Origin of the sequence: Xanthomonas hortorum pv. cynarae (assembly GCF_002939985.1) — a bacterium.
Classification (GTDB): domain Bacteria; phylum Pseudomonadota; class Gammaproteobacteria; order Xanthomonadales; family Xanthomonadaceae; genus Xanthomonas; species Xanthomonas hortorum_D.
Genome location: NZ_MDFM01000010.1, coordinates 21684 through 48040, shown reverse-complemented (window position 1 = coordinate 48040; position 26357 = coordinate 21684). Strand labels below are relative to the sequence as shown.

Sequence of the window (26357 nt, the reverse complement as noted above, 5' to 3'; positions counted from 1 at the left end):
GGTTTTGTTTGCAGTTAAGTGTCTAGGCGCGTTGCTTCGGTCCTAACAGAATTTGGCGTCCAGGTATTGAAAAACGGTTCGAGCGGCATTGATAGCCAAAGTCGCTTCATCCTTTTCTAAAAGAGTTTCGTTTGCGTGTGCAAGGCTTGCATTGTTGCGGGCAGGGTTGAGGCAATCGATCACGCTGCTGAGGCATCTCAGCACTCGTTCCATGGTGTCAGACTGGCTACCTAGTTCGCGTAGTTTTGGGTGCTGCGAACATAGGAGCTTGAACAAGCTAGTGATCGTGGCACTTGGTGGAGCTTCAATGCCCTGCGCATGGCATACCGCTTTGAGGTATGCATGAAGTGCGGTGTGGATTCGGTCCACCGCGTGAGTTGGCCCTGCACTTTGAATGAGTGTGTTAGCGTCAGCAAGCGCACGCCTCAATACATCGCTTGTGATAGATGGACTTCTGTCTTGGACCGAGAGTCCATCGGCACAGCGCTTGGCCAGTTCCAACAACCTACGGTAAGCCTGTTGGGTTCGGAGATGCTCACTGCCTTGGGGATATTTGCGAGCGATACCCCGGAGGATTGCTGCTTGTTGATGTCCTTCAACGCTGGTCAGGATTGCAGTGAAGCGCTCCCGGGTTGTGTTGCCGGTGAAGGCTTCTGGATGCAAGTCCAGATCACAAAAGCCCGGATAGAACTCTCGGTGTGTCTTGTAGGAGAAGTCGCCCAGGTAGCCGCCCTCAACGCCGATGTAGCTGTGAACAACCCAGTGAATCTCGCTGCTGCGCAAGTCGCTCACAGATCCCCCTGATCGGCTGGAACACGCGTTACATTGAGCGCATTATAGACAAAAGCATTTAGGGGAAGGCGCTGCGCTGCATCCCGCGCGTCGCGCGTCCTCTCAGGGGTGTCGATGGATCAGACGGCGGTGGCACAGGCTGGCGAGGAGACTTCTTCGCTCCGGGGAGCTGGCGGGTTGAAGGACAAGGTTGAGAAGGCTCGTTTGGAGCTCCTAGACCTGTCTACACGCAATCGGTTGCTTCATACGCCGAGGGGCGGGCGCGCCAAGACGGTCGAGGTTGTCCACGAGCTTGCCAAGGCGATGTATCAGACCTTGGTGATCGACGGAAAACGCTTCACCTTTGTTCCTGGCAAGGAGGATCCGAAGCAAGCGAACGCTACTGATGGCCTTGGCGATGACACTGATGAAGTCCTGCTTGACGAGGCGCCGGAAGACCCCGAGCTGATAGCGCAACCGGACTTTGAGCTGGATGAGAACGGTCGCGTCAAGGCGCACTGGGATGCGCATCTGACCACGCGTTTGACCCCAACCGGGCTACAAAAGCGCCTATTGGATCTTTACGCTGATGCTCGCACGCTTCAAGAGGAGCAGGGCGTCAATGTGCTGTATCTGGCTGTTGGCTATTTGCGTTGGCGTGCTACTTCCACTCTGCAAACCGATCGCTTTGCGCCTTTGGTGTTGATCCCCGTTCAATTGGAGCGCAGCACAGCAGGTGAGAAGTTTCACCTCAAATGGACCGGAGACGACATCCAGGCGAACTTATCGTTGCAGTTGTTCTTGCAGCGGGAGTTTGGTCTTCGTTTGCCGCACATTGATGAGTTCGAAACACTCGATATCGATGCCTATATGGCTGCAGTCGAGGCCATGCTGGAAGGGAAAGAGACCTGGGGCGTGCTCCGCGATGACGCAATCCTGGGGCTTTTTTCTTTCGCCAAATTCATGATGTATCGGGACCTGGATCCGCAGAGCTGGGAAGCGCTCGGTGGGTTGGAAGCTATCCCGATGCTGCGCGGCGTCGTTCAAGATGGTTTTCCGGGCGCAAGCCTGACTGATGAAAATAGCGACCTCGACCGCATCATTCCGCCAGAGAAGATGCGCCACGTTGTCGATTGCGACTCTTCGCAAGCCTTGGTTGTGCACGATGTGCTCCAAGGCAACAACATCTTGGTGCAAGGCCCGCCTGGAACGGGCAAGTCCCAGACTATCGCCAACATCATTTCCGCAGCAGTGGCAGAAGGAAAGCGCGTGTTGTTTGTGGCCGAGAAGATGGCCGCGCTCGAAGTGGTCAAGCGGCGTTTGGACCATGTCGGCGTAGGTGTGGCCTGTTTGGAACTCCACAGCAACAAAGCCAACAAGCGTTCTCTACTGGAAGAATTTCGGCAAACGCTGAATTTGGGGGATCCCAAGAGGAGCAACACTGCGCCAATCATCGAGCAACTTACAGAAAGACGCGACACGCTTAATGCTCATGTGGCGCGGCTCCACGAAGCCCATCAGCCCTCTGAGCTGACGCCTTACAAAATATTTGGGCAGATGGTGCGTCTGCGCCGCTTGGGCTATACGACCCAAAGCTTGTCTTTGGAAGCTCCAAACAGTTGGGCGCCTCATGAGAAAGAGGCACGCGAAGCGCTGCTTCGGGAACTGGTCGAGCGTATTGGAGAGATTGGCCTGCCCGATGAGCACGCTTGGAGTGGCGTCCAGAACGATGGACTGCTGCCGAACGAGCGGGACCGGCTGCTAATTCTGGTTGCTGGATTGGCTGGACGATTGAATCACTGGGAGGCGTCGACCACCGAGATTCACGGCGCGCTGGATCTTCCGCCTCCGGTTAGATTTGATGACGCCGGCTTTGCTGTTCTGCGTGTTAAAGCGCTACTCGAAGCGCCAAAACTGGGCTCAGATGCACTTCAAAGCAAGGTCTGGGACGAGCCTGCGCGTGCTTTGGCGGTTATCGACGCGCTAGAAAGCGCCCAAAAGGCCAGGGCGGTCGTCGAAGCAAAGATCAAAGTGGAGGCATCGGCGCAGGATTGGGAGCCTTCCCAGGCCACTTTGACCGAGTTGCCAGGCAGCTTCCTATTGGGCAAGGAGGTCGCCACGCTCGGCAACGCGCACAGTATCTTGGTTCGGCTCCTTCCAGACCTCACCAGATTGACGCAACTTCTGGCTGAGAAGGCACCGCTCACGTTGGATCTGGCGCTTCGACTGGTTGCCATCGCTGAGCGCGCTACGAGCATCCCGGAATTGGATCGCGACGCATTGGTCGCCCACATTTGGGAGCGGGGCGTCGATGCGGTCGAAGAGATCGTTATGGCCGTTGAAACGGTTCAGCAGGCGAAGAGCAACTTGGCTGCTGTGTTCCGAGAGGCTGCATGGAGCAAAGGTAACGCCGAGCTAGAAGATGCACGCGGGCAGCTAGCGATGCGTGGCTCAAGCGTGTTCCGCTTTTTTAGTGGCGACTGGCGTCGTGCCAATCAGACCGTCCGCACGCTCCTCTCTAACCCCAAGCTTCCCGCCTCAGATGTGCTTGGGTCGCTCGATGTGCTTCTGGATGCAAAGAGCGCTCAGAAGAAGATCGCTGATCATGACGCCCAAGGACAAGAGGCGTTTGGCTCGAATTGGCAGCGCGAGCGCTCTATCCCATCGTTTCTCCGAGGTGTGGTCGCCTGGATGCGAACGCTTCGTCCGTTGGGTACCGGGGTGCGTGAGCGTTTGGCCGATATTGGTGACCGGGTGCTGGCCACCGAGATTGCAAAGCGCGTGAAGCCACTCTTGGAACAACTTGCGCGCGATTTGGCCCCTATCCATGAAGCTCTGTTGTCTGCCGAACGTAATCCCTGGGGTGAGGAAACCGTCCTCAAGCGCGTTGCCCTATCGGAACTGGCAGAAAAGTCGGTCCGCTGGCAGGCCGCGTCTGAGCAATCAGCACTATTGGTCAGTGCCAAGGAACTCGCGGTCGAGCAAGCGCTTGAGGTCATTGACGAGATCAAGCAGGCGCAAGCCGCTACTAACGCTTACGACGCTCTGGTCGCCGATGGGGACTCCGCTTTTGGCCCATTCTGGCTGGCGCTTGCTAGCAAGGCGCATGAGCTTCGCCAAGTGGTGTCTTGGATTGAGCGCAACCCGGAGCTTCGCCTGTTGGCTGTTCGTATTGAGGAGCCTCAGTTGCTGTTAGAACAAGCTGAGCGCGCCTCTTTTGCTGCGGGCGTTCTAGCTGGCGAAGTCATGGATCTTTTGGTTGGCCTGCAGTTTGAGGGTAATGCGGAGATCACGCGTAATCCTAGCCATGCTCCTTTGGTGACGCTCCAAGCGCAGTTGGCGAGCTGGCAAGCCGACCCGGAAGGGCTCCGGAGTTGGGTAGCTTATTTGGCGATTGCCAAAGAGGCTAAGCGCAAGGGCCTCGCCACTCTGGTGGATGCGCTTGCCAGTGGCGAGCTTGCAATAGCCGATACCTTGGGCGTGTTTGAGCTGTCCTACTACGAGGCGGTGCTCCAAGCGCTGGTGCAGCGCGATCGAGCATTGGCAAGCTTTGACGGGCAGCGCCAGTCACAGGTGGTTGCAAGCTTTGCGAGCCTTGACCAAGAGCGCATGCAACTGGCCCGCTACGAAGTGGTCAAGGCGCATCACAGCAAGATCCCGCGCCAAGGTGGTGCGACTGGCCCAACCGCTGTTCTCATTGGCGAGATGGCCAAGAAGAAGGGTCATCTTCCGATCCGGCAACTCATGCAAAAGTGTGCGCCAGCAATCCAGGCGCTTAAACCTGTCTTTATGATGAGTCCGCTCTCTGTGGCGCAGTTCTTGCCCGCAGGCGCTCTGGATTTTGACATGCTGGTCATTGACGAGGCGAGCCAGGTGCAGCCGATCGATGCACTGGGTGCCATTGCGCGCGTCAAGCAGTTGGTGATCGTGGGTGACGAGCGACAGCTCCCGCCCACACGCTTTTTCTCCAAAGCACTCGGCGATGGCGGTGAGCGTGATGACGACGAGGGCGGGGCGCAGGCCTCAGATGTCGAGAGCATCTTGGGGCTTTGTCGCGCGCGGGGATTGCCTGAGCGGATGCTTCGTTGGCACTACCGGAGCCGCCATCAGTCGCTGATCGCTGTTTCCAATCAGCAGTTTTACGAAGGCAAGCTCTTCATCGTTCCAAGCCCCTACACCAGTGAAGCAGGTGTGGGCTTGCGGCTGCATCATTTGCCAGAAGCCATCTACGACCGGGGCAACACGCGCACCAACCCTAAAGAAGCAAAGGCTGTGGCACTCGCAGTGCTCGCGCATGCGCAGGACACGCCCAAGCTCACGCTGGGTGTGGCGACCTTTTCGACTGCCCAGCGCCGCGCCATTCTCGACGAGTTGGAACTCTTGCGCCGGCAGCACCCGGAAACAGAAGGGTTCTTTGCCGATCACCCGGCTGAGCCCTTCTTCGTTAAGAGTTTGGAGAATATCCAAGGTGATGAGCGCGATGTCATCTACATCTCTGTGGGCTATGGGCGCGATGCTCAGCGGCATATGACGATGAATTTCGGTCCCGTGAGCAATGATGGCGGCGAGCGTCGATTAAATGTGCTCATAAGCCGCGCCAAGTCGCGTTGCGAGGTTTTCACCTCGATCACCGATGAGGATATCGATACTGACCGAGCCAAGGGCAAGGGCACCTTTGCCTTGAAGCTTTTCTTGAACTACGCCCGCACAGGTCGGCTAAACCTGACCACCGAAGCGCGAGACACCAAGCAAAGTGTGTTCGAGCAAGAGGTTGCCGCAGCGCTCCGCGCACGCGGATACGACCTGCATACCGATGTGGGTTTAGCCGGCTTCTTCGTCGACATTGCGGTGTCTAATCCTGAGGAGCCTGGCCGCTACATTCTGGGAATTGAATGCGATGGGCAGTCGTATCGAGACGCGAGAAGTGCGCGAGATCGAGATCGCTTGCGTGAAAGCGTGCTGCGTGACAAGGGCTGGCAGGTTTACCGTCTCTGGAGTTCGGATTGGTTCCATCGCCCGGAAGCAGAACTTGAAAAGCTGGTTGTGGCCATCGAACGTGCAAAAATTGAGTCAGGCGGATTGGAGCTAGGAATCAAAGCTTCGCACCGTGCGGTGCCGGTTGAGATCCTCACCGTTGATCGTGGTGAGATTGCGGAAATAGCGCTCATCGAGGCGCAAAGTCCACCAGACATAGAGCTTTACGTTGAAGCCTCCTTTGCTGTGCCGAGCAAGCAGTTTGAACTACATCTGGTTCCAACCGGGCAGCTTGCAACCATCGTTAGGCAGATCGTAGAGGTTGAAAGCCCAATCCATCGGAGCGAAGTCGTAACGCGCGTCCGGACGCTTTGGGGGTTACAGCGCGCAGGCTCGCGCATCCAGCAGGCGGTGGAGGATGCCATCGCATCGGTGGTGTCTCTGGGCGGAGTGGAAGTAATCGGAGAGGGCTTCCTAGCCATGCCTAATAAGGAGATCCGTGTTCGGGATCGATCAATGGTCGAGTCATTGACTTTGCGTCGTCCGGAGCTTTTGCCACCAACTGAGATCAAGGCGGCTATTACAAAGTTGGTTGCGGACAACTTGGGCGCAAAGCCGGAGGAGCTAGTGACGATTGTTTCGCGACAGTTCGGCTATCGAAGTACGAGCACTCAGCTTCGACAGTTGATCTTGGATCAAATTGATGCGCTGGTGCGCAGTAATATAATTTTTGTGAGAGAAGATGTGCTAATCATTAATTAGTTGCAAAAGTTGCCAGCATTCTCGGGCGTGCGCATTTTGGTGACGGGTAAGGAGATCTATAAGATGAGCGTATTTCTTGGTGACGTGACGCAAATGAGCTGCGATCAGCTGATGGAAAAATTGAGCGAGTTGGTAAGCGAATACAATAGGCGTCCAACTCTTGCAGGTGGCGATTATCAGCTTGATCTAAGAAAGACCGAAATTTTAGAAGAGATTGAGGCAAAGTGTCACAGGAAATGTCGGGTCAACCTTGTTTCTGGGAAGACTTCAAGTTATGAAATCGAATGTGACTAATGATTTAATTTTATCGATTTATGGCGGTTAAAAGGTAATATTTTTTGCCTTTATCTAAAAAATAAAATTTTGGCTAAAGTTCACCCTTTTGCACTAGGAGATAATTTTAAATGAGAATCGGGATTTTTAACAATAAGGGTGGCGTCGGAAAGACCACCTATACCTATCATGTAGCGCATGTCTTGGCTGGATTGGAAAAAAGCGTTCTTCTAGTGGATGCGGATCCACAGTGCAATTTGTCTGCTTACTGCCTCGCCGATGAGGCTGTTGAGCAGGCTTGGGCGCAGAAAGGAAATAGTCTCTTTAAGAATATCGAGCGCGTTCATGAAAGTATTGGCGACATCTATGATCGCCGTCCTTCATCAATCAGCGAAGGTTATGAGAACATCTGGCTTGTTCCTGGTGACCCAATGCTCAGCGATTTTGAAGATGTTCTTGCGGATACATGGAATAGGGCGAAAGGCGGAAGCCCGGCAGATATGCGTAAGCAAACAGCCATTCATCGCTATATCAATGCGGCTGAGCAAAAAGTCGGATCGGATATAACGTTTATTGATATGGGGCCCAACCTTGGTCCGCTCAATCGAACTATTTTAACCGCGTGTGATTATTTCATCGTGCCAGTGGCGCCCGATTTATTTTCTATTCGAGGAACTCAAAATCTAGGAAATAAATTGGTTTCTTGGCGATCAGAATGGGAGCAGGTGGAGGCTGCATCTAAAGCTCAGGACATTGATCTGCCCGGTGGCGCTCCGGTCTTTCTGGGCTACGTCCGACAGCAACACAACATGCGATCAAATGAGGAGGGAATGACGAGGGGCTGGGCAACGTTTGGAAATCGTCTCGAGGCTGCAATTCAGCAAAATATTGTCGATAAATTGCAACCGCTCGGCCAAGTTCAGCAGTGGGCAGATGATGGCTGGGATTTGGGCGGGATACCCAATTTGCATAGTCTTGTCCCATACTCCCAGGAGGCGCGGAAGCCGATTTTTGATTGCACTGGGCGAGACGGTCTTCGTGGCGCACATCAGTCGAAAGCACGGAATACACGTGAACTTTACTCGACTATGGCGGAAACGCTTGTGGGACTAATGTAAGTGCGATAACTCTCGCCTGAGAATGAGCCTCTTCGACGGAGGCCACACTGGTGATCCACCCCCTAAGAACAGGCGCATCGTAAAGTAGAGACTTCGCCGACATGGCCCCCCGTCATCACGAGGAGTCAAGCGATGAAGAAGTCACGGTTTACCGAGGAGCAGATTGCCTACGCGCTCAAGCAGGCCGAGTTGGGGATGGCGGTCGAGGAGATTTGTCGGAAGATGGGAATTGCCGAGGCTACGTCTACGTCTGGCGCAAGAAGTACGGTGGCCTGGGCTCCTCTGAGCTCAAGCGATTGCGGCTACTGGAAGAGGAAAATCGGAAGCTGAAGCAGCTGTTGGCAGACCTGAGCCTGGATAAGGCGATGCTGCAGGAAGTCGTTACAAAAAAATCTAAGGCCTGCTCAGCGACGCACCTGGGTAGGCCAGCTCCGTGAGCGTTTTGGAGTAAGCGAGCGGCATGCGCTGCGGATCATGGCGATGTCGCGCTCGGCGTTTTCCTACAAGGCCAAGGCGCGCGATTGCAGCGCCATTCGTCAGCGGATGCGCGAGATCACCCAGACGCGCGTGCGCTACGGGTGTGAGCGCGGTTTTGTGGTGCTGCGTCACGAAGGATGGCGAGACAATCACAAGTGCGTCCACCGCATTTACAAGGAAGAAGGCCTGTCTTTAAGGCATTGCAGGCCGCGCCGCAGTCGCAGCGCACGGCGACGTCAACCGCTGAAGATGGCCACTGCACCGAATGCACTCTGGGGCATGGACTTCGTGAGTGATGCACTGTTCTATGGTCGCCGTTTCCGGTCGCTGACGGTGGTGGATCACTTCACGCATGAGTGCCTGGATATCGTTGTTGACCAATCGTTGAAAAGCGACGACGTCGCCGATGCGATGACGCGACTGGTGGCGCAGAGAGGCAAGCCTGCGGCGATCAAGGTGGACAATGGAAGTGAGTTTGCCGGCAAGGTCATGGATCGGTGGGCGTACGAAAACGGGGTGGGGCTGGACTTCTCCCGGCGTGTCACACCCACCGATAACGCCTTGGTGGAAAGCTTCAACGGACACCTGCGGCAGGAGTGTCTCAACGCGCATTGGTTCTTGTCACTGGCCGACGCACGGAGCAAAATCTAACAGTGGCGGCGCTTCTATAACCAGGAGTGACCCCACAGTGCACTGGCATGGAAAACCCCTGAAGAATTCGCCCGAAAATACGGGTCCAAGCGAATTCCCAGGCGCCAAATCAGGCCGAAATCTTTACTAGCTAATGGCCCTGGAATCGGGGGTGGGTCAATCAACCCCGGACTCTAAACCAAGCCGCTACTCAGGACGGGGGGGGCGTCGGCTAGCCGCCATCTTGCAGCCGCTTTTTCTTAGATATTCGCCAGCATCATTGCATCCACCGTCCAATGTGCCGTGTAGAATTACGGCGTGAGGGTGGGCCTTGCTGTCGTCTGGGGCGCTGATATGGGCAGGCCACTAGGCCGACAACTCGAAGGCTGTGTTTTGGATCGTCAAGTCAAGCAAATTGAGCCTAAGCTGGAAGACGGCAAAGAGGCGCCTTTTAGCGCCTTCCGGCAAGTTAAGAATATCGTCGTTCTCGGGGATCCAGGCGCTGGTAAGAGCGAGCTCTTTCGGTCGCAGGCCCTGGCGACGGGTGGGGTTTTTTTCACAGTCCGGGAGTTGCTCAATACGCCAATCGGTGACGTTCCGTCTGAACAGGTGCTTTGGATCGACGCGCTTGATGAAACGCAAGGTGGGCGCGGGGACCGATCGCCCGTTGACGAACTAACGCGGAAGTTGGCAGAGTTGTCGCCTCGTGGAATGCGTCTGTCGTGCCGTGCGGCAGATTGGTTGCAGACCACAGACCTGGAAGCGTTGAAGCCTTACCTCCGAAAGGGTGGGGTGACCGTCGTGGTGCAGTTGCTTGCGCTCAGCAGGTCTGAACAAGCTCAGATCCTTGTAAGCAAGGGATTTGAGAACCCAGACAGTTTTCTCGATGAAGCTGAGCGCCGAGAGCACGGCGAACTCCTTGGGAATGCACAGACGTTGCTCATGCTCGCAGCTGTCTCAGGCCAAGGGGATTGGCCCGCCACCCGCACGGAGCTATTTCGGCGAGCGGCGTTGGCGTTACTAGACGAGGCCAACGAACAACACGCTGATCGCGACCAAGGTGTCGCTCATATTCCTGGAAGCCAATTGCTGGATGCGGCAGGTGCACTTTGTGCGCTGCGCCTGACTTCTAGCTGTTCAGGGTTTACTTGGAAGGCGAGGCCTGTCGGGAAGGATGTTCCGAGCTACAAAGAGCTGACGCTGGCACCCCAGGGTCATCTCTTGGCCTGCCTTAAAAGACGGGTTTTTGTGGCGACCGGCGTGGATAGAGTGGACTATGTCCATCGCACCGTTGCCGAATACTTGGCAGCGCGCTGGATTGCTGATCGTGTCCGCGCAGGATTGCCGATCGGCCGTGTATTGGCTTTGATGGGGGTTCAGGAGCGTCCACCGACAGCGCTTAGAGGTCTGGTGGCGTGGCTTACATCTCAACTTCCCGATCCGTCCTCCTTGCTCCATCTGGATCTGGCTGGACTTCTGATGTATGGGGACTTGTCCACATGGTCCTCTTCCATGAAGCTGCGCCTGCTCAACGCGCTGATTTGGGAGAGCAAGACCAATCCTCTCTTCTTCCGAGAGACTTACCTCCCTTCTGGCGCCTATGCGCTTGCCGACCCGGCATTGCTGGTCAGCTACAATGAGGTGTTGGAGAGCCCAAGTGCGGAGGTATCTACCAAGTTGCTGGCTATTGTCGTCCAGAAGGCGGGGCGGCTGATGCCTGGGATAGAGGTGACGCTCGAACGACTAATTCTAGACCCGACTCAGATGATCGTTCTCCGGATGGAAGCGATCCAAGCACTGCTGGATGGCAGCCCGGCGCATCATCAAATGCTTGCTGCTGCCTACCTACAACTTGGCACGGGTGCGGATGACTTCCGGCTTCGCTTCCCGCTATTGCGGGCCCTTTACGGCGACGGCCTAGGCAAGAAGGAAATCATCGTCCTCCTTCGGGATCTTGTCAGCACGAACGAACACGTTCCTATTGGAACGAGTTGGGGGCTGACCGACTTTGTTACATCCGCAGATGCTGCTGAGATCCTTCTCTCCCTTGATCTGCCTTTGTCCAGTAGCCCGCTGCCACTAAGTAGAAATGCCAGACAGTTCGCGTATGTGTATGGCGAACTGTTCGCCAAAGCTCTGGCCGTGGAAAGCGACGGTCGTGAAGTGTTCGGTTGGTATCTGAATTACCAGCATCATTTGGGAGGACAAGGCGCTAGCAAGGCGCTGCTCACTGCGCTTTCCGCAGGCGACGGACGAGGTCAGAGGCTTCTCCTGGGTGTTTTGCAGCACATCGATTTCGTTGGCCCATTCAGCCTGACCTGGGATCGCTTTATGCAGCTATTCGAATCCGTTCTGGATCCGCAATGCTTGCTCGGGGAGATGGAGGCCACTCTGCGACGCAGTTGCGACCTGCGCCGGGGTCAGATTTATGCAGCGTGCCTTCGGCAGGCCATCAGGTACGACATGTCGTCGCATCCTGTTTTGGGGCGTCTCTATGCATTGGCCGAGGGAGACCCGGAACTGAGCGAGATCAGGGAAGCCTACTCGGGTCGCTACGGCGATGTGCCCGTCGTGGACTTCGAGAACAAGCACAAACAAGAGCGCGAAACTGAGGGTGAGCGCTGGCGGCGCGAGCTCGCCGATGAGGTATCCGCAAAGAGCCAGGAAGTTGCGGCCGCTGAGGACCGCCTGTTGCTTGATGTGCTGGCGAGGGTCTACTTTGGCCAACGGCTTCCGATCTCGTTCAACAAGACACTCACTCCACGCGCCCGCTTGGAACATGTTATGGGTGACGACGGTGCGTCAACGGCGTTGCGTGGCTTCTCTCAGCTGCTCACCAAAGGCGAGCTGCCAGGCGTGGCGGAGCTGTTAGAAAAGCGAGTTGACCAATCGGAAGTCCGCTGGACAGCGGTCCTCGCTGCTCTAGATGACCATTGGAAGCGAACACCCCGGATCAGTGATTTTTCAGACTCTGTTTGGTCGGTAGGTTTGTCTGTTGCATTGCTCCGTCCTGTCTATGTCGAAATGGATTCGCATGCAGGGGTGTTGGAGCACGTATGGCACCGCCCGCTCTTAGAGGCCAAGCCAAAGCTTGCCATCCAGGCATATGAGGCGGTTCTTGCTGGGGAGCTGGCCATCGGCTCTCATCACCTTTTAGCGCTTACGGCGCTAGACACCGTTGAGCTTGCAGGGCGAGATCGCGGAGAGGCGATTGTCCGTGTGCTCCAAGCGCACCCAAGAGTAGATGAATCTGACTTGCTTCGGATGCTTCGCTTGTGCAAGGCCGATGGCTGCTGGAACGACCTCTTGGCCTTGGCAAGAACCCAGGTGGATCAGCTTCTCAGTGAGCAGGACAACGACCCCGAGCGCCTGAGGGATGGCTTGAGAGGCGGGTTGGCTGCGTGGCTTTGGTGTGGCTTCTCGCTCAGTCCGGAAGCTTACTTTGATGTGTTGCAAGGACTCAGTGGTGATCGAGAAGAGTCGGCGATGTGGGCTCTCCTTGAAGATGGCGGTGAAGCATCATGGGGATCTCAGAAGACTTGGAGATATAGCCTCACTCAAATTGAGTTCATCGTGACCTGGGTCGCATCGCGCTACCCCAGCATGTCGCATCCCACTGGATCATCGATGGGAACGCGCAACCCGTGGGACGCCGCTTCGATGGTTAACACGATGCTCACACGGCTCGGCGCCGACTCAAATCCTCTAGCTGGAGTTACTCTGGCGCGGCTGGCGGTTGTATCGGGCTTGAAGAGCTATAGGGCCAGCATCTTGCACCAGTTAGCAAGCCACAAGACGGTTCTTGCCGACACGCAATACAAAATACCGACGTGGGAAGAGGCGATGAGAACCCTGGAGAACGGGGCGCCCAGCACTGCGCAAGATCTCCATGGACTTGTCGCCGACCACTTAAAGCACATCGCGCAGGGCCTCTCCACCCGCAACGACGATCCGTACAAGCAATTTTGGAACACCGGTTCCCATGGCGAAATTGTTGAGCCGAAAGTGGAGGAGGTTGCCCGGGACAATTTGCTCGGCATGCTGAGGTCTCTCTTGCGTCCTTACGGCCTTCGCGCTGAGCCGGAGGGGCATATGAGCGCAGACAAGCGCGTTGACATCGTCGTGTATGGCAACAACATCAAGAGTGTCATCGAGATCAAGCGGGACTTCCATAGCGACGTGTGGACGGCTGCATCCGAGCAGCTTCATCGACTCTATGCATCTGATCCTGAAACCAGCGGGTTCGGAATATATCTGGTTTTTTGGTATGGCGAAAAACGAACAGGTGTTCAGCCCTTGCCGCCAAATAGAAAAGTTCGGCCAGCTTCTGCTAAAGAGATGCAAGTCATGCTAGAAGAAGATCTACCTGCGCATCTGCAAGCGTCGATCAAAGTGCTGGTTATGGATGTGACTGGCTGAAGGTTTTGAGATTTTTCAAATTTGAGAAGGCGTCATGGCTAAGCTCTGGGAAGTTTCAGTGGTATCCGCAATTCGCGACGTGCAGTGGATGCAGGCAGTAGGGGCCAAAAACAGGCGATGGCCGTGCGACGCGTCCATCAATATGTCTGGAAACGCCGAGGCTAAGTTGGGCGATCTAATCCAGACTATCGAAAGCCGTTTCTTTCTCTTCGAGGTTAAGGCGCTCCGATCCGATATAAAGGCAGAGTGGGTTGAGAAAGATCGTGGTGAGCAAAAAGAATTCAGGACCAAGCGGGCCTATCAGGTTCTAATGGCGTTGGCGGCGAGGTCAACTGATCAAGAGTCGTCTAGACCAACAGCTGCTCTGAATGTGTTGTTTCGCTCGTCGCTTTGCCATCACTTTGTCTACTGGGATGACAGGAGCACGTCTGGTGGGGTGCATCCTTTACGCATTGAACCATACATATTGGCCGTAACTGATGAACCCTCGCGACCCTATCAGGAGGAGATCGTTCGGCTCAGCATTCAAGAGCAGCTTCGACTTGCGATACTAGATAACAGTGTCGATCCAGAGCAGATACTAGCTTGCACCAGCGTCTCTTTGAGGGCTTTGGCGTCTCAAAGTGTGGGAGTTTCATACCGTAATCGCTGGATTCAGATGGGCTTGAAGGCTCAAGAGTTTCAGCGCTATCTGGGCCTCCTTTGCCAAGGTGAGCACGAGGAAGTCGATTTGGTCGCAATGAATTTTGGTGGCTTTGTTCGGATTATCAATAACACTGGTGAACTGGTCGCCTTGGTTGAGGCGCTGCGACTTGCCCAAGAGCGGGGCGGAATTGATGCAGTCAAGCACGATGACTACACTTTTGGGGAAGAGATGGAGTCATCCAGGGTGGCATCAGATAGAGCGATGCAAACCCATTTTGAAGTCCAGGAATTGAGCTGGATGGCATTGCAGAAGATGGAGCTACCGATCACCCCAAAAGCTGGAGCCAATGATTTGTCCTGACGCTGGACAGCTCCGATGCATTCCCGACACAACGGAGTGCAGGTCATACCCCTTGTCGTCCAAAAGGACAGCGGCAGGTGAAATCAGCACGTCCTGCCGCAATGGATGAGGCGTGAGCCAAGCGCTGGCGGTTTGGATGAGGGTAGGGCAGCGGTATCTGGAGTAAGCGTCGGCCAAGTGTTCGGTCGCTTGCTGACTTGCTTCAGGCAGGGCGAGGTTATCGAGAACGATAAAATTCGCAAATGCATCCGCCCATTCCCGGCTTGCGTCCCACAATCGCATCCATCGACGTGTCTGGACACTCTCTATCACTACTCCTCGGTGATAGTCGGCAATCGCGGCTTCCTCAGCCGCTTCTCGTTGCTGCATGTAGAGCAACGTTGCCTCGTGGGCCATGCGATCTCGGTCTTTCACCAGTAACTTTTCAAGTGCGTCGCTTGCGGCATCTTGGAGCGACTGGTGAAAGAGGGTAGCAACATAGGGGAGGGAGTAGCGCATAGGGTTCGGCGTGGGGGATGTGCAATACAAATAGTGCAAGATCCTGGTTTGTCAAACCGACCGCTAAATTCAGAACTCGGTTCTCAGGGAGACATCCTCGCCCCTTTGCCAAGCTTTTCCTTGAACTGTCCACGCTGGCATACAGGAAGCACCACGGGCGGGTTGTATTTTGCCAATGCCGCGATTTGACGCTCTCGCACTAGCTGCGGCGAGCGGTGGATGTAGTTGTCCTGCAGAACCGGAGCCTTCTTATTGAGGGCATGACCTGTGATCAGAGCGATGTATTCAACCCGCACATCTTTGGCATCGAGTGTATGCTGGAAGGCGTGAGAGCCAATGCCCTTCGCGAAGCCCAAGGCTTTCAAGTAGTTGCTGAGTTTGACCAAGGTCCAATGTAGACCTCGGTGGTTGCTCATTGATAGTGGTGAGCCTTCGTGCCCCGCTTTTAGGATCTAGCCCGATTTGGGAATTGATCGTGGAAACCCTGGTGATGAGGTGACTCACCCCTACACTGAACAAATTCCCAAGCCATGCTGCATCTGTGCAGCATGGTGTTGGTAGCTGTCATTGCTCGTCTTAAGGATACATCTTCGCGCCCTTACGCAGCTTCTCTTTGAACTGGCCCTGCTGATACACCGGCAATTGAACGCTCGGCTGATAAAGCGATAGTGCTGCAAGTTGTCTTTGCATGACATTGCCAGAGGACTTATGGATGTAGTGGTCTTGCAGCACTGGCACGCTCTTAACCAGCGAATGTCCCGTGAGCAAAGCAATGTCATGAGGCGTGATGCCTGCCGCATGAAGCTCTGTGGCCAGGGTGTGTCGGAAGCCATGGAAGCCGATGCCTTTGGCGAAGCCAAGATCTTTGAGGTAGTCGCTGAATTGGTTCAAAAGCCCTTGGCTATACCGGCAGTTGCTCGCGCCGCTTTTCTTGTTCTTGCCAGCAGACAAGTGCGGGAACAGTCTGGGATGGCCACAGGCCTTGATGTCGGCAACGAAGTCCAAGAAGCCGGCATTGATCACCTCAGGATGCAACGGGATCTTGCGGATTGCGCTCTTGCCTTTGAGGCGTTGGCGGGTCTGAGCACCGTTAGACTGGGCGAGATCATCGTCTGCCGTCATTCGGATAGCCATGCACCACTGACCTTGTTCCAAGATGATGTCAGCAACTTTCAGTTGCGCGACTTCATTGATACGTGCCCCCGTGTAAAGGCCTAAAATCGGCCCCCACCACCGATGAGGGAACTTAGACGCCCAGGCATTGAAGGTCGCAGGATCGAAGATCTTCTGAATATCACTGGACGACAAGAGCCTGGATGGTGTTGTGGTGTTGGTGAGGAGTGATGGCTTCTTGGGCTTGAACGCTGCCATCGGCGAGTGCGCAACAGCTTTCGTTTTGAGCAACGCATTGAAGAAGCTTGTCACCATTCGGCGATGCAGCTCGGTCGTGGCGCTTGCGGGGCAGGGCACGTTGAGTGCTGTGCCTTCGCGGATAATGTCTTCGGCGCTCATGGACTCGAACCGTGGGTTGCTGGTCAGGCCCGGTGGTGCCCAACGCAAGACATCCCACATCTGGTGAATGTGTTGATGGTCGATCTGTGAAACAGGCACATCTCCACAGGTCAGGCGTAAAATTTTGAGGGATCGAGCGGCAGAGTTGATCGTGGTGTCCTGCAGATCACGGCGCGCCATGTCTTTGAGGTAATCCGCGATCTCCACAGAGAGCAGCCGGGCAGGTGATCCTGTGGGAAGTGCTTCTGGATAGCGTGATCGAGGACGGCGAGTGCGAGATGCACAGAAAGTTTGCCAGGCACTTTGTAGCATCTCGCTTAATTGGATCGCGGCTTGTCGTCCGCGAACAGTAACGTCATTAAACAGTGTTTTTCCGACTTGAATGGATTTGAAGTGAAGGTGTTCGCCATCATTGATGAGAGGGACAACGGGTGGTTGGTTTTGCTTTGGAGTCATCGACTTTCCTTTGGGTTGAAGATGATCCAGCGATAACATCAGTCTTTAAACTGTCAATGATAAAAAAAATGAAATAATGGATTTAGTCGACGCCTCGGTGTCTTAATGATTGAGGCGAATAAGTGGCAAGAGCATTTTAAAAGTTAATTAGGTTAATTGAGCTAAACCTTTATGGGGTGGCGCTTTCGCGCGCTTCCGGGTTTCATCACTAGTCAACTTTTTATAGTGTTTATTTTTGGAAAATAGACGCCTAAAGGCCGCCTTATTATATTTTATTATAAGAGCAAGATTAGGCGTTGAAGAAGATCTTCGCAGAGTTTAATTCACATTCATTAGAAATGAACTGCATATAAATGATGGTCGCGGGGCTTAAAAACCATCACTCTTTAGGCATTCGATTGTGGCGCGATTTTTATACTTTTTTGCTCTTGCTGGGGGAGAAACTTGAGGTCATACAGGAGTGACCTTCACTCTTTGGTCCCACATGGCTATCTTTCATGTTCGCGTCAAACCATTCAGCCGTTCTAAAAATCAATCCGCCATTGCTGCGGCCGCATATCGGGGTGCGATGCTTCTCACTGAGCCGGGCGGAAAACTGCACGACTATCGCGCGCGCCGAGGTGTGCTCCGAACTCGATGCTTTGTTCCAACGGGTTCCCCGGCCTGGGCTGATGATCCTCAGGCGCTTTGGACGGCGGCAGAAGCTGCCGAGAAGCGCAAGGACAGCACGCTGTGTCGGAACTTCTGTGTTTCGCTCCCGCATGAGCTGAACGATGCGCAGCGCTGGGATCTCATCGAAAACTTAGCTCACCGCTTGGTGGATCGGTATGGCTTTGCGATCCAGGCAAGCTCACACGCCCCGGTCCAAGGCGATTCACGGCACTTCTATGCGCACTTGCTTGCCACTACACGGAAGATGACCCCCGAAGGTCTAGCTGCCAAGACGCGCGAACTGGATGGACCCATTAATGGACGGACTGAGGTGGAGTGGATCCGGGCAATGGTCGCCGCTCAGATCAATGCTCATCTGTCGAGGGCAGGTGTTCAAGCCAGAGTAGATGAGCCTCATCCAGTGACAACGGCAACACAGACCATGCGAGCTGATCGTTCAGCACTAGTCGAAGGCGAAGCGGGTTTTGCATCATTGCTCAACCGTTATCGGTCTGGCGGGGTGCTCATGGATGTTCCGGAAGGGCACAGTGCGGAGCGAGCGTTTGCAGACAGACGTCTTGCTCTCAGCGCCAATGAAGTGCTCGCGCCCCAGAACCCAGGCGGTGAGGTCAGAACGGACGGTCAAGCGGGCGAGGCGGCCTCGGATACGTCAATGTAGGTAGGGCCGCATGATCTCGCGCTGCAAGGCAGGCATGTCGTAGCGGCCAGATCGGTATCCGTCGAGCGCTTGTTCAAGGTGAGGATCTAGGCCGAAGCCCTTCTCCAGGAATTCTTCAACGCAATGCGTCAAAAGCTCCTCGCGGAAATGCAGCTCGTCGCGGTCAAGCGACGAGCTGGCCTTCAATGTTCTGTTATGGATTTTTGAGTTCTGTTTCATGCCATGATTCGTATCAGAGAATCACTAATCGTCAAGGCGGCGACGTCATGGCTGCACAGAAGTCGGTCAGAGCTTCTCGCCCTCATTGATCGCCTGATTCAAGATCTCATACCACTGGTTCATCTCGCGCTCGCTGCCGAACTTGATCGTCCAGACTGGATGATCCACATCTCGAACGCTGACCGTGATCGTTCCTTCCCGCCTTGATTTGTGCCAGTGCTTCTCCCAAGAGCGAACATCCATCAACGGGTAGATCTTCACTGTCCTGCCGACACGAATTTTCAACCGCGACCGCTCAATCGAGATCGCCAAAGCTCCTTGTCGCCCAAAATAGGAGTGATCAAACTCCCGACCAAAGACCTCCCGTTGGTTGCGCAATCGGTCAGCCCGATTGACGGCAAATGCGACCAGCACCGCTGTGCCCAGGGCAAGCAAGATGAGAAACGTGCTAACGGTCATGTGAACTCCTGAGAACAGAATGGGACCATCGTTGATTGCAGACGGATGGCTATTGGACGCGGCCGGTGATCTTCCAAGTGCCGCCCACCTTGGTGAAGGTGTAGACCCCATCCATTTGATGACCAAAGTCCCGCTCCATGGCTTCAACCTTGGCACTTACGTCACAGGTGTAGCTGGGCGCACCTTCCGCCTTCGTGCACTGGTTACTCTCGAAGTCTTCGATGCGCGCCTCTTCGTTGCTGTTCGCTTTGACGAACTGCAAAAAAGCGTGCTCCCGCTCAGTCTCAGCGGGGCCGCCGCCAGAGCAAGCCACTAGAGAGACGATCAACGTGCCGATGATGGCAAAGCGAGCTTTGGACATAGGAATCCTTGGATAAGCGAGAGCAAACGGATTGGCACAGATGCATAGCCGTTTAAGGCCGGCATGGCCGCCTCAGGCATCGGCCCCGTTGCAGTTGACAGCGTGCCGGGGCAACGTCAGTATGCGTTCAACGAATGATTCGTTCAACGAATTTTTGCAAGGCGCGTAACTCACGTTCATCCTTGTAGGGATGAGCATCCCCCAACCTGACATCCTGTCGTTGTTCGCTGCGCGGCTTAAAGCGCGCCGCCTAGCAATTGGCCTTGTGCAACAGGACTTGGGTGTCGCTCTTGGATTGGAGAGTCGCATCGCTCAGGCTCGCATCAGCCGCTACGAAACGGGCACGCATGTCCCAGATCTCAAGACTGCCTTGGATCTGGCCGATGCACTTGGTGTGTCCCTCAGTTCCCTGGTCGCCGAGTCTGATCGACTTGGTCAGATCATCGAGCTGGTGCGCCAGCTGCCCGAGGGTCAGCAGGAAGAGCTTGTGAAACAACTGTCGGCACTCGCCGCATCGTCTCCTTCGAAAGCCGAAAAAGAGTAGGCCGAACAACCTAGGCGACGGACAAGGTCTAACTCGGGGAGCAGCGAAGGACGTCGCAAAATTGCGGCTCAGCCCAGCGCAGCGATCCCTCTGGCGCATAGTGAGAAGGTCCTTGCTGGTGTCTTGGCACGCGTGCAGATCAGACAATTCCTACACGGATGCCAACGCCCATCCGATCTGAGCGGGCAATGTGATCCTGTAATCTTGCGAGCGGACGGTCGTTTTCAAACAAGCCAGGGATCACAGATGGAAGGCAGCGCGTCATGACCGGCAAGATCAAGCTCAGTTTCGCCGCCGTGCTCTTGCTTCTTGCCCTCATTGCAGGGGTCTACCTTTCCGGTCAGTTGATCCTGATGCTGTTGAAAGTGGCTGGACCGCTCAGCTTCGACACCTACTGGTCTTACGTCAAAGCGCTCGACCTCCCGCAGTTCGCCCCCTATGCCAGCAAGATCAAGCTGGCCGGCGCCATCGGCTTCGGCGTGCCGCTCCTGGCCTGGTTCGCACTGCTGATCCCGCTGTTCAAGCCGAAAGCAGCCGCCTTGCATGGCAACGCGCGCTTTGCCTCAGGCAGTGATCTGGCCAAGAAGGACATGCTTAAACCGTCGCCAACCGGCATCGTGGTCGGCAAGCACGGCGGCAAGTTGGTGCGCCTACCTGGGCAGCAGTTTGTGATCCTGGCCGCGCCCACGCGTTCCGGTAAGGGCGTGGGCATCGTCATTCCCAATCTGCTCGACTACCAAGGCTCAGTGGTGGTTCTGGACATCAAGCAGGAAAACTTTGATCTGACTTCCGGCTGGCGCAAAACACAAGGCCAAGAGGTCTTTTTGTTCAACCCCTTTGCCGAAGACGGTCGCACCCACCGTTGGAATCCGCTGAGCTACATCTCGCCGGATCCCGCCTTTCGTGTGTCGGATCTGATGAGTGTTGCGGCGATGCTCTACCCAGATGGCTCTGACGCCCAAAAGTTCTGGGTGAGCCAAGCCCGCAACGCGTTCATGGCGTTTACGCTCTATCTGTTCGATAGCCTGGACGATCAGATCAAGCGCAAGCACCCGACAGACACCTGGATGTTCCCAACTCTTGGGCTGCTCTATCGCGTGTCGTCTGGGGATGGGAGCGACTTGAAGGGCTACCTCAAAAAGCTCTCGCAGCGCGAGTTCCTGGGCCGCGACGCCAAGACAGCGTTCGACAATTTGCTCTCGCAAGCCGAAGAGACCTTTGCCTCGATCATGGGCACGTTCAAGGAACCGCTCAACCAGTTCATCAACCCGATCCTGGATGCATCAACCAGCGACAACGACTTCCTGCTGACTGATGTGCGCAAGAAGAAGATGAGCATCTACATCGGCATCCAGCCGAACAAGCTGGCCGAAAGCCGCCTGTTGATCAACTTGCTGTTTAGTCAGCTCATCAACCTCAACACCAAAGAGCTGCCGCAGAACAACCCGGCGCTCAAGCACCAGTGCTTGCTGCTGATGGATGAGTTCACGGCAATTGGCCGGGTCGACATCATTGCAAGCGCGGTGAGCTACATGGCTGGCTACAACATTCGCTTGCTGCCGATCATCCAGAGCATGGCGCAGTTAGACGCGACCTATGGCAAGGATGTCTCGCGAACCATCATCACCAACCATGCGTTGCAAATCGTCTATGCCCCGCGCGAGCAGCAAGACGCCAACGACTACTCGGACATGCTCGGCTACACCACAGTGCGCAAGAAGAACAAGTCGCACACCAGTGGCAAGCAAAGCAGTGTGTCCTATTCCGAAACCGAGCAACGCCGCGCATTGATGCTGCCGCAAGAGTTGAAGGCGATGGGCTTTGACAAGGAAGTCTTCCTCTATGAAGGCATCCCAAGTCCGGTGCTCTGCGAGAAGATCAAGTATTACGAAGACGCGTATTTCACCAAGCGCTTGTTGCCGAAGGTGAAGATCGAAGCCTTACAGATGGCGCTTGCATGAGTGATAGCACACCTTCCAATAAGCCTCAAAGTCGATTGAAGGCTGATGGCAGCCACAGTCAACAGCTGCTGCGCGACCTGGCATTAATCAATGCGCGCACCGTGCAGCAGTTAGGGCCATTGCAACCGGGTGCGTCCGTAGCAACGCCTAAGCGCAAGCCCAATCTTCCACGTCCAATGCAACGCCTCAATCAGGATGCTTTTATGACTCAGACCAACGATTCTTCCCCTGATTCGGTCGGCAAACGACCGCCAGTGCCACAAGGCTTGCGCGAAAGCTTCAAGGATTACCCCGATCACATCGCGCGGTTGGAAAGTGCGCTCCAAGAGTCGGTCGATAAGCCATCGCCAATCACTCCGCCATTTGAGTTTGCGATCTGGGCACTAGAAGATTGTTTGGAAATGTTTATAGACGAGGCTCGTGAGCAAGAAAGGGTCGCTGAGGCGAGTGGGGATGCAGATGCAATCGCAAAGGCGAAAGAGAAAACTCTCCTGATGCTGCATAGTCGCTCCCCTGGTGCTTGGAGGGATCGAAGTCTAATGGACTATTTTGGATATCCGAAGGCAGGCAATAACCATGGCTGACTCTACGGATGAGTTGCCAAAGGATATTCATGAAAAAGTGCTGCGAGAACAAATACTAACAAGTAAAACTTTCACAAGCGCGATTACTCATGATCAACCCAAAGCGATAATTTTGGCTGGGCAGCCCGGTGCTGGTAAGGGCGGACTAGTTTGGGGTGCGTTGAATGAGCTAAATGGAGATGCGGTGACGATCGATCCAGACGAGCTCCGTTTGTATCATCCTCGCACAGATGAATTCCAAAGAAATAATCCTTATGAGTGGTCTGGACGGACGCATAGGGATGCCAGCTCTTGGGCCGATGAGCTGCGCGTAGCAGCGACTGCCGAAAAAAAGAACCTCATTTTCGACACCACATTAAGCGATGGAAAGTGGGCATCGGAGACATTGATCAAAGGCTTGCAAGAGAAGGGCTATGAGGTCGAGGTGCGTGCTGTTGCTTCTCCAAAGTTGGAGAGTGAGCATGGTGTCGATAGCCGTTTCACTGCAAATACCGACAGGCAAGGATACGGTCGCCATGTGCCCGAGGGCGCACGTGATGCGATTTACGGAAAGCTCCCTGTCAGTTTGGATACCATCCATGCGAACAGCAACGTGCCGATCCGCATCTTCAATCGTGAGGGCGTCGAGCTTTACGACAGTCGCACCGATGCACGCATGCCCGGCCAAGCGATGGAAGAAGCGCGCAACGCGCGGCTTAAAGATCCCGCTTTCACCGAGCATCTTCGAGAGGCTTGGCAAAAACAAGTCGATTGGCACCGTGACTTGCCGAACCATGTGCAAGAGATCCCGAAATCCGATCCTGCTGCCCAAGCAAAATTGCTTGAGGAGCATGCCAAGCTCCGGGTGAGCGATGTGGTTGCTAGTCGCATGGAAGGCATTGCCACCATTGATGAACTCGTGCGGCCAGGTGCTCCGCCTGCACGCGTGCCTGTGCCGGAACCTGAAATCCCAGGCTTGCGTCGCGCCGGGATGACGGCAGGGCTCGCGGGTTTGGGCGTTGCCGCTACCGCCTACGACGCGTCGCAAACCGGAGAACGTGTTGGCACGCTCTTGGCACAAGACAACCTTACCGCTGCGCGCTCAGAAGCGCTGCACTTTGGTGCCCGAGGCGTGGGCGGCTGGGCGGGAGGTGCCGCCGCCGCTGCCGTTGTTGGCACAACCGGCGCCGGGCCCGTCGCGCTGGTGGTGGCCGATGGTTATTTGTTCAGTGCTGCTGCCGACAAGGCGGTGACGCTCTGGGACAACCGCCAGATCTATACGCAGACCGACAAGGAGGGCGTGAGTTGGGAGTTCAATGGCAATCAGTGGCTGCGACAAGAAAAGGCCGATCTGCCCAGCGATGGCGTGGATGCGCCGCAGAAGCAGGCCATGTTCGCACTGCCCGAAAAGGCGCGCGAGCTGAACTATCACGCCAGTAGCGAAGCGACCGAGCAGGCGCTGGGCAAGGTGCAACCCAGTAATCCTTATGTGCAGCCATCCAGTGAGGCAGATGCTGCGCATCTCTACGCACGTGATTGGCGACACGATCCGGCGAGTGGCCAGTGGTCACGGATGATCGCCGACGACGTCGATCGGAACGATCGGCCCGTCTGGACGGTTGATCCGGCAAGCCCCGAGCGCAGTGCCGCGTTGGATCAACAAGCAGCCCAGGTGGTAGAAGCCAACATTGCCCGTGGGCCAGCTGCAATTGCAGCGACTTATCAGGCTGCCCACCAGCGCAATGGCTGGGAGGACTTCGGCCCCGTGCCAGCGGCCGTGCAAGCCGCATTGAACCCAGACTCGCTGCAAGCATCGGACGGCAAGCAGTATCAGCGCGATACGCAAGGCCAGTGGCGGCATGATGGCGTTGCTGCCGAAGGCAATGTCCCGTTGGAACTTAACGCGACGCGTGAACGCTTGCAGCCGGCCTTGGAGCAGCACGAGCAGGCATTGGCACAGATGCCCGCGCGGCAAACGCCAACCCTGCAACAGCAAGATCACGCCAATACCGAGGCGACCTATGCTGCCTATGGCGTTGCGCCCAATGCCCAGACCGCAGGCGCGATCCAGCTCGCGGTGCAACGGACACGTGAGGCAAACGGAATCGATGCAGCGACCAGCTCTTTGGCATTGGAGCGTGATGCGACCGGTCAATACTCGGTGGACAGCCCCATCCAGCATCTGAGGCGAGACGCCGATGGTGCGGTGCGTGTTGCGGCAACCACCAGCACTGATGAGATCCATCACGCACTCGGCGAGGTGCAGTCGCTTCGGCAGGAGCAACCGCCTTCGGCCGGCGCACCAGAGCTGCGCATTGATGCGCAGTCGCCTCAGGAGCGCGACGCCTACGAGCAAGCGTTGCGCGAAGCCAATCGGCAAGGTGTGTCCACGCAAGAGGCGCAACAGGTCGCAAGCTTCGCCGCAACGACCGTTACCGCTCCGCATGTGGATGAAACCCAAGCGCCTCAGGCAGCCATTGACGTGCAGCGAGATCGAGACGTTGCACGCATACCCGACGGGCCTGCTGTTGCGGAGACGGCAACGCCTGCTCCGGTCGTGATGCCTGCATCCGTCAACGCGCCTCTGCAGGAAGACGTGCGCCCGGTCGCTAAGCCTGCTGAGCCGAAGTCCGAACCTGTCCCGCAACGCGAACCAGAAGAAACCCGAACACCTGAGGTTGCCGCACCCCCGACAGCTGGCGCAGTCCAGCCGAAGGCAGAGGAAGTGGCGCCAGCTTCTGCAAGCGCGTCTGCGCCGAGTGTCGGATCGCCTTCATCAGCTCTCACGTCTCGTGAGGAAACTCCAACTCAGGCAACTGTTCTAACGCCGCCGTCATCGCATGAGGTGGAAGGGCTGCGCCTCGGCGACCGGGGACAAGAGGTCGAGTTCTTGCAGTATCGATTGCAGCAAGTGGATGCCCGGGGGCCAAACGGTCAGGCCGTGCCGCAAGACGGGCACTATGGTCCAGAGACGGAACATGCGGTAAGGCAGTTCCAGCAAGACCAAGGTTTGCCGGCAACGGGCGTTGCCGGCCAAGACCTGGATGCGGCGTTGTCCCAGGCACAAAGCGCGCGCCGAGATGCCTTGAAACCCACAGCGCCGGCATCGGCAAATGGGCCGGTGGAGCAGGGCAGCGAGCAGCAAGCGCAAGGAGTTGCACCACAGAACGGTGCGCCATCGGCTGTTCCATTGCAGGCAGAGCAGCAAGAGGCGGTGCGAGCGCCGTCGCCGGCAATTCCAACGCAAAGCGAAGTGCCGGCGCAGATCGTATTGCCGGAGCGCCAACCCGCTGCCTATGCGTCGTCGCCAGGTTTTGGTGGGACAACTGCCCGCTCTAACGCACACGAACACGATGAGGATCGGGTTGAGCAAGCAAGGCCCCTCCAAGATGCCGCTCAGCAGGCGTTTCCCTCTGATCATCGGGATTACGCGTTGTTCTCTGCCATCCAGGCGCGGCTCCCTAAGGGCACATCCGATGAGAAGACGGCTGAGGTATTGCATGCCGTCAAAGAGTCAGGGATCGAACGCGCGGATGAACTCCGGAAAGTGACCATCCAAGATGATGTCGCCTTTGTCTTTGGCAAAACGCCCGGCTTTCACTCGGAAACCTCGCTCAATACGCCATCGCCTGGCATCAATGAGACCTTGCAGAAGACGGAGGCAATGGATCAGCAACGGGCGCAGGAGATGGTGCAATTCCAGCGCGAGCGCGAAGAAATCGACAAGAACCCAACAGGCCCCGTGATGACGATGGCCGCTCGCTCTCAACAGCAGGCGATGTCAGACACGTCCAGTGGTGATGGGGGCGGTGGCTGACGTGGTGGAAGCCTAGGATCGGTGTGATAACGATTGGGAGCAGCACGTGCTCTAAGTTGATGTTGACGCGTTTTGTGCGCTATCCGCCGTGTTCCGACTCCGCAATGTGCGGCTGCGCTTTGCGCAACGCACCTTCGCTTGACGCAAGCCTTGGTTGCTGAAAAAGCAATAGCGTGGGCTTGCGACCTTAGGTTTTGGCGCCAATGC

The 26357-nt window shown here is 55.9% G+C and carries 18 protein-coding genes and 1 pseudogene; 13 read left to right on the top strand and 6 right to left on the bottom strand.

From position 1 onward, the window contains the following. Positions 1-42: 42 nt before the first annotated feature. Positions 43-792: an abortive infection family protein gene (locus XcyCFBP4188_RS08885; protein ID WP_104591959.1), complete on the bottom strand. Its 750-nt coding sequence runs from the start codon at positions 790-792 to the stop codon at positions 43-45. Positions 793-906: 114 nt separating this feature from the next. Between XcyCFBP4188_RS08885 and XcyCFBP4188_RS08880 the strand changes: the two genes are divergently transcribed. The 8 genes from XcyCFBP4188_RS08880 to XcyCFBP4188_RS08850 all read left to right on the top strand — a co-directional run bounded on the left by XcyCFBP4188_RS08880 (position 907) and on the right by XcyCFBP4188_RS08850 (position 14430). After that, positions 907-6507, top strand: coding sequence for a DUF3320 domain-containing protein (locus tag XcyCFBP4188_RS08880; RefSeq protein WP_104591958.1), 5601 nt, complete (start codon positions 907-909; stop codon positions 6505-6507). Positions 6508-6570: 63 nt separating this feature from the next. Continuing rightward, a complete protein-coding gene (locus XcyCFBP4188_RS08875) occupies positions 6571-6801 on the top strand; it encodes a hypothetical protein (RefSeq protein WP_146094038.1) in 231 nt (76 codons plus the stop codon). A gap of 110 nt (positions 6802-6911) precedes the next feature. Further along, on the top strand, positions 6912-7898 hold the full coding sequence (locus XcyCFBP4188_RS08870; RefSeq protein ID WP_104591956.1) for a ParA family protein: 987 nt from the start codon (positions 6912-6914) through the stop codon (positions 7896-7898). Between the two features lie 132 nt (positions 7899-8030). After that, on the top strand, positions 8031-8228 hold the full coding sequence (locus XcyCFBP4188_RS23555) for a transposase (RefSeq protein ID WP_104591955.1): 198 nt from the start codon (positions 8031-8033) through the stop codon (positions 8226-8228). Further along, a complete protein-coding gene (locus XcyCFBP4188_RS23650; RefSeq protein ID WP_325176177.1) occupies positions 8171-8335 on the top strand; it encodes a hypothetical protein in 165 nt (54 codons plus the stop codon). Before XcyCFBP4188_RS23555 ends, XcyCFBP4188_RS23650 begins: the two co-directional genes overlap by 58 nt. Next, complete coding sequence (locus XcyCFBP4188_RS08860) at positions 8256-9026, top strand: IS3 family transposase (protein ID WP_104591954.1); 771 nt, start codon at positions 8256-8258, stop codon at positions 9024-9026. Before XcyCFBP4188_RS23650 ends, XcyCFBP4188_RS08860 begins: the two co-directional genes overlap by 80 nt. 297 nt (positions 9027-9323) lie before the next feature. Continuing rightward, on the top strand, positions 9324-13424 hold the full coding sequence (locus XcyCFBP4188_RS08855) for an NACHT domain-containing protein (RefSeq protein ID WP_104591953.1): 4101 nt from the start codon (positions 9324-9326) through the stop codon (positions 13422-13424). A 34-nt stretch (positions 13425-13458) separates the two neighbouring features. Continuing rightward, the gene (locus tag XcyCFBP4188_RS08850; protein ID WP_104591952.1) at positions 13459-14430 is read left to right on the top strand and encodes a hypothetical protein; all 972 of its coding nucleotides are present in this window, start codon (positions 13459-13461) and stop codon (positions 14428-14430) included. Between the two features lie 581 nt (positions 14431-15011). Here the strand turns inward: XcyCFBP4188_RS08850 and XcyCFBP4188_RS08845 are convergent. Continuing rightward, positions 15012-15296 (bottom strand): annotated as a pseudogene (locus XcyCFBP4188_RS08845) (integrase); the annotation flags it as partial. Positions 15297-15504: 208 nt separating this feature from the next. Beyond that, on the bottom strand, positions 15505-16896 hold the full coding sequence (locus XcyCFBP4188_RS08840) for a site-specific integrase (RefSeq protein ID WP_428977234.1): 1392 nt from the start codon (positions 16894-16896) through the stop codon (positions 15505-15507). 484 nt (positions 16897-17380) lie between these two features. Here XcyCFBP4188_RS08840 and XcyCFBP4188_RS08835 point away from each other — a divergent pair, with 484 nt between their 5' ends. Next, positions 17381-18226 carry a MobA/MobL family protein gene (locus tag XcyCFBP4188_RS08835; protein ID WP_104591950.1) on the top strand — a complete coding sequence of 282 codons (846 nt, stop codon included), beginning with the start codon at positions 17381-17383 and terminating at the stop codon, positions 18224-18226. On the opposite strand, the gene XcyCFBP4188_RS08830 is transcribed toward XcyCFBP4188_RS08835, so the two are convergent. From XcyCFBP4188_RS08830 to XcyCFBP4188_RS08820, 3 genes are all read right to left on the bottom strand, one after another. Continuing rightward, positions 18218-18445, bottom strand: coding sequence for a hypothetical protein (locus XcyCFBP4188_RS08830; protein WP_104591949.1), 228 nt, complete (start codon positions 18443-18445; stop codon positions 18218-18220). The two genes, XcyCFBP4188_RS08835 and XcyCFBP4188_RS08830, sit on opposite strands and share 9 nt — an antisense overlap. A 66-nt stretch (positions 18446-18511) precedes the next feature. Further along, positions 18512-18904: a hypothetical protein gene (locus XcyCFBP4188_RS08825; protein ID WP_104591948.1), complete on the bottom strand. Its 393-nt coding sequence runs from the start codon at positions 18902-18904 to the stop codon at positions 18512-18514. Positions 18905-18953: 49 nt separating this feature from the next. Then, positions 18954-19265: a hypothetical protein gene (locus XcyCFBP4188_RS08820; protein WP_011269839.1), complete on the bottom strand. Its 312-nt coding sequence runs from the start codon at positions 19263-19265 to the stop codon at positions 18954-18956. A 190-nt stretch (positions 19266-19455) separates the two neighbouring features. On the opposite strand from XcyCFBP4188_RS08820, the gene XcyCFBP4188_RS08815 reads away from it, so the two are divergent. From XcyCFBP4188_RS08815 to XcyCFBP4188_RS08800, 4 genes are all read left to right on the top strand, one after another. After that, positions 19456-19809, top strand: coding sequence for a helix-turn-helix domain-containing protein (locus XcyCFBP4188_RS08815; RefSeq protein WP_174705838.1), 354 nt, complete (start codon positions 19456-19458; stop codon positions 19807-19809). Between the two features lie 263 nt (positions 19810-20072). Beyond that, entirely contained in the window at positions 20073-21770 is a 1698-nt protein-coding gene (locus XcyCFBP4188_RS08810; protein ID WP_104591947.1) for a type IV secretory system conjugative DNA transfer family protein, read from the top strand. Continuing rightward, positions 21767-22354, top strand: a complete 588-nt coding sequence (locus XcyCFBP4188_RS23365) for a hypothetical protein (protein WP_225306966.1) — start codon at positions 21767-21769, stop codon at positions 22352-22354. The genes XcyCFBP4188_RS08810 and XcyCFBP4188_RS23365 overlap by 4 nt, the downstream gene beginning before the upstream one ends. Then, positions 22347-26150, top strand: a complete 3804-nt coding sequence (locus tag XcyCFBP4188_RS08800) for a zeta toxin family protein (RefSeq protein WP_174705837.1) — start codon at positions 22347-22349, stop codon at positions 26148-26150. Before XcyCFBP4188_RS23365 ends, XcyCFBP4188_RS08800 begins: the two co-directional genes overlap by 8 nt. Positions 26151-26357 lie beyond the last annotated feature (207 nt).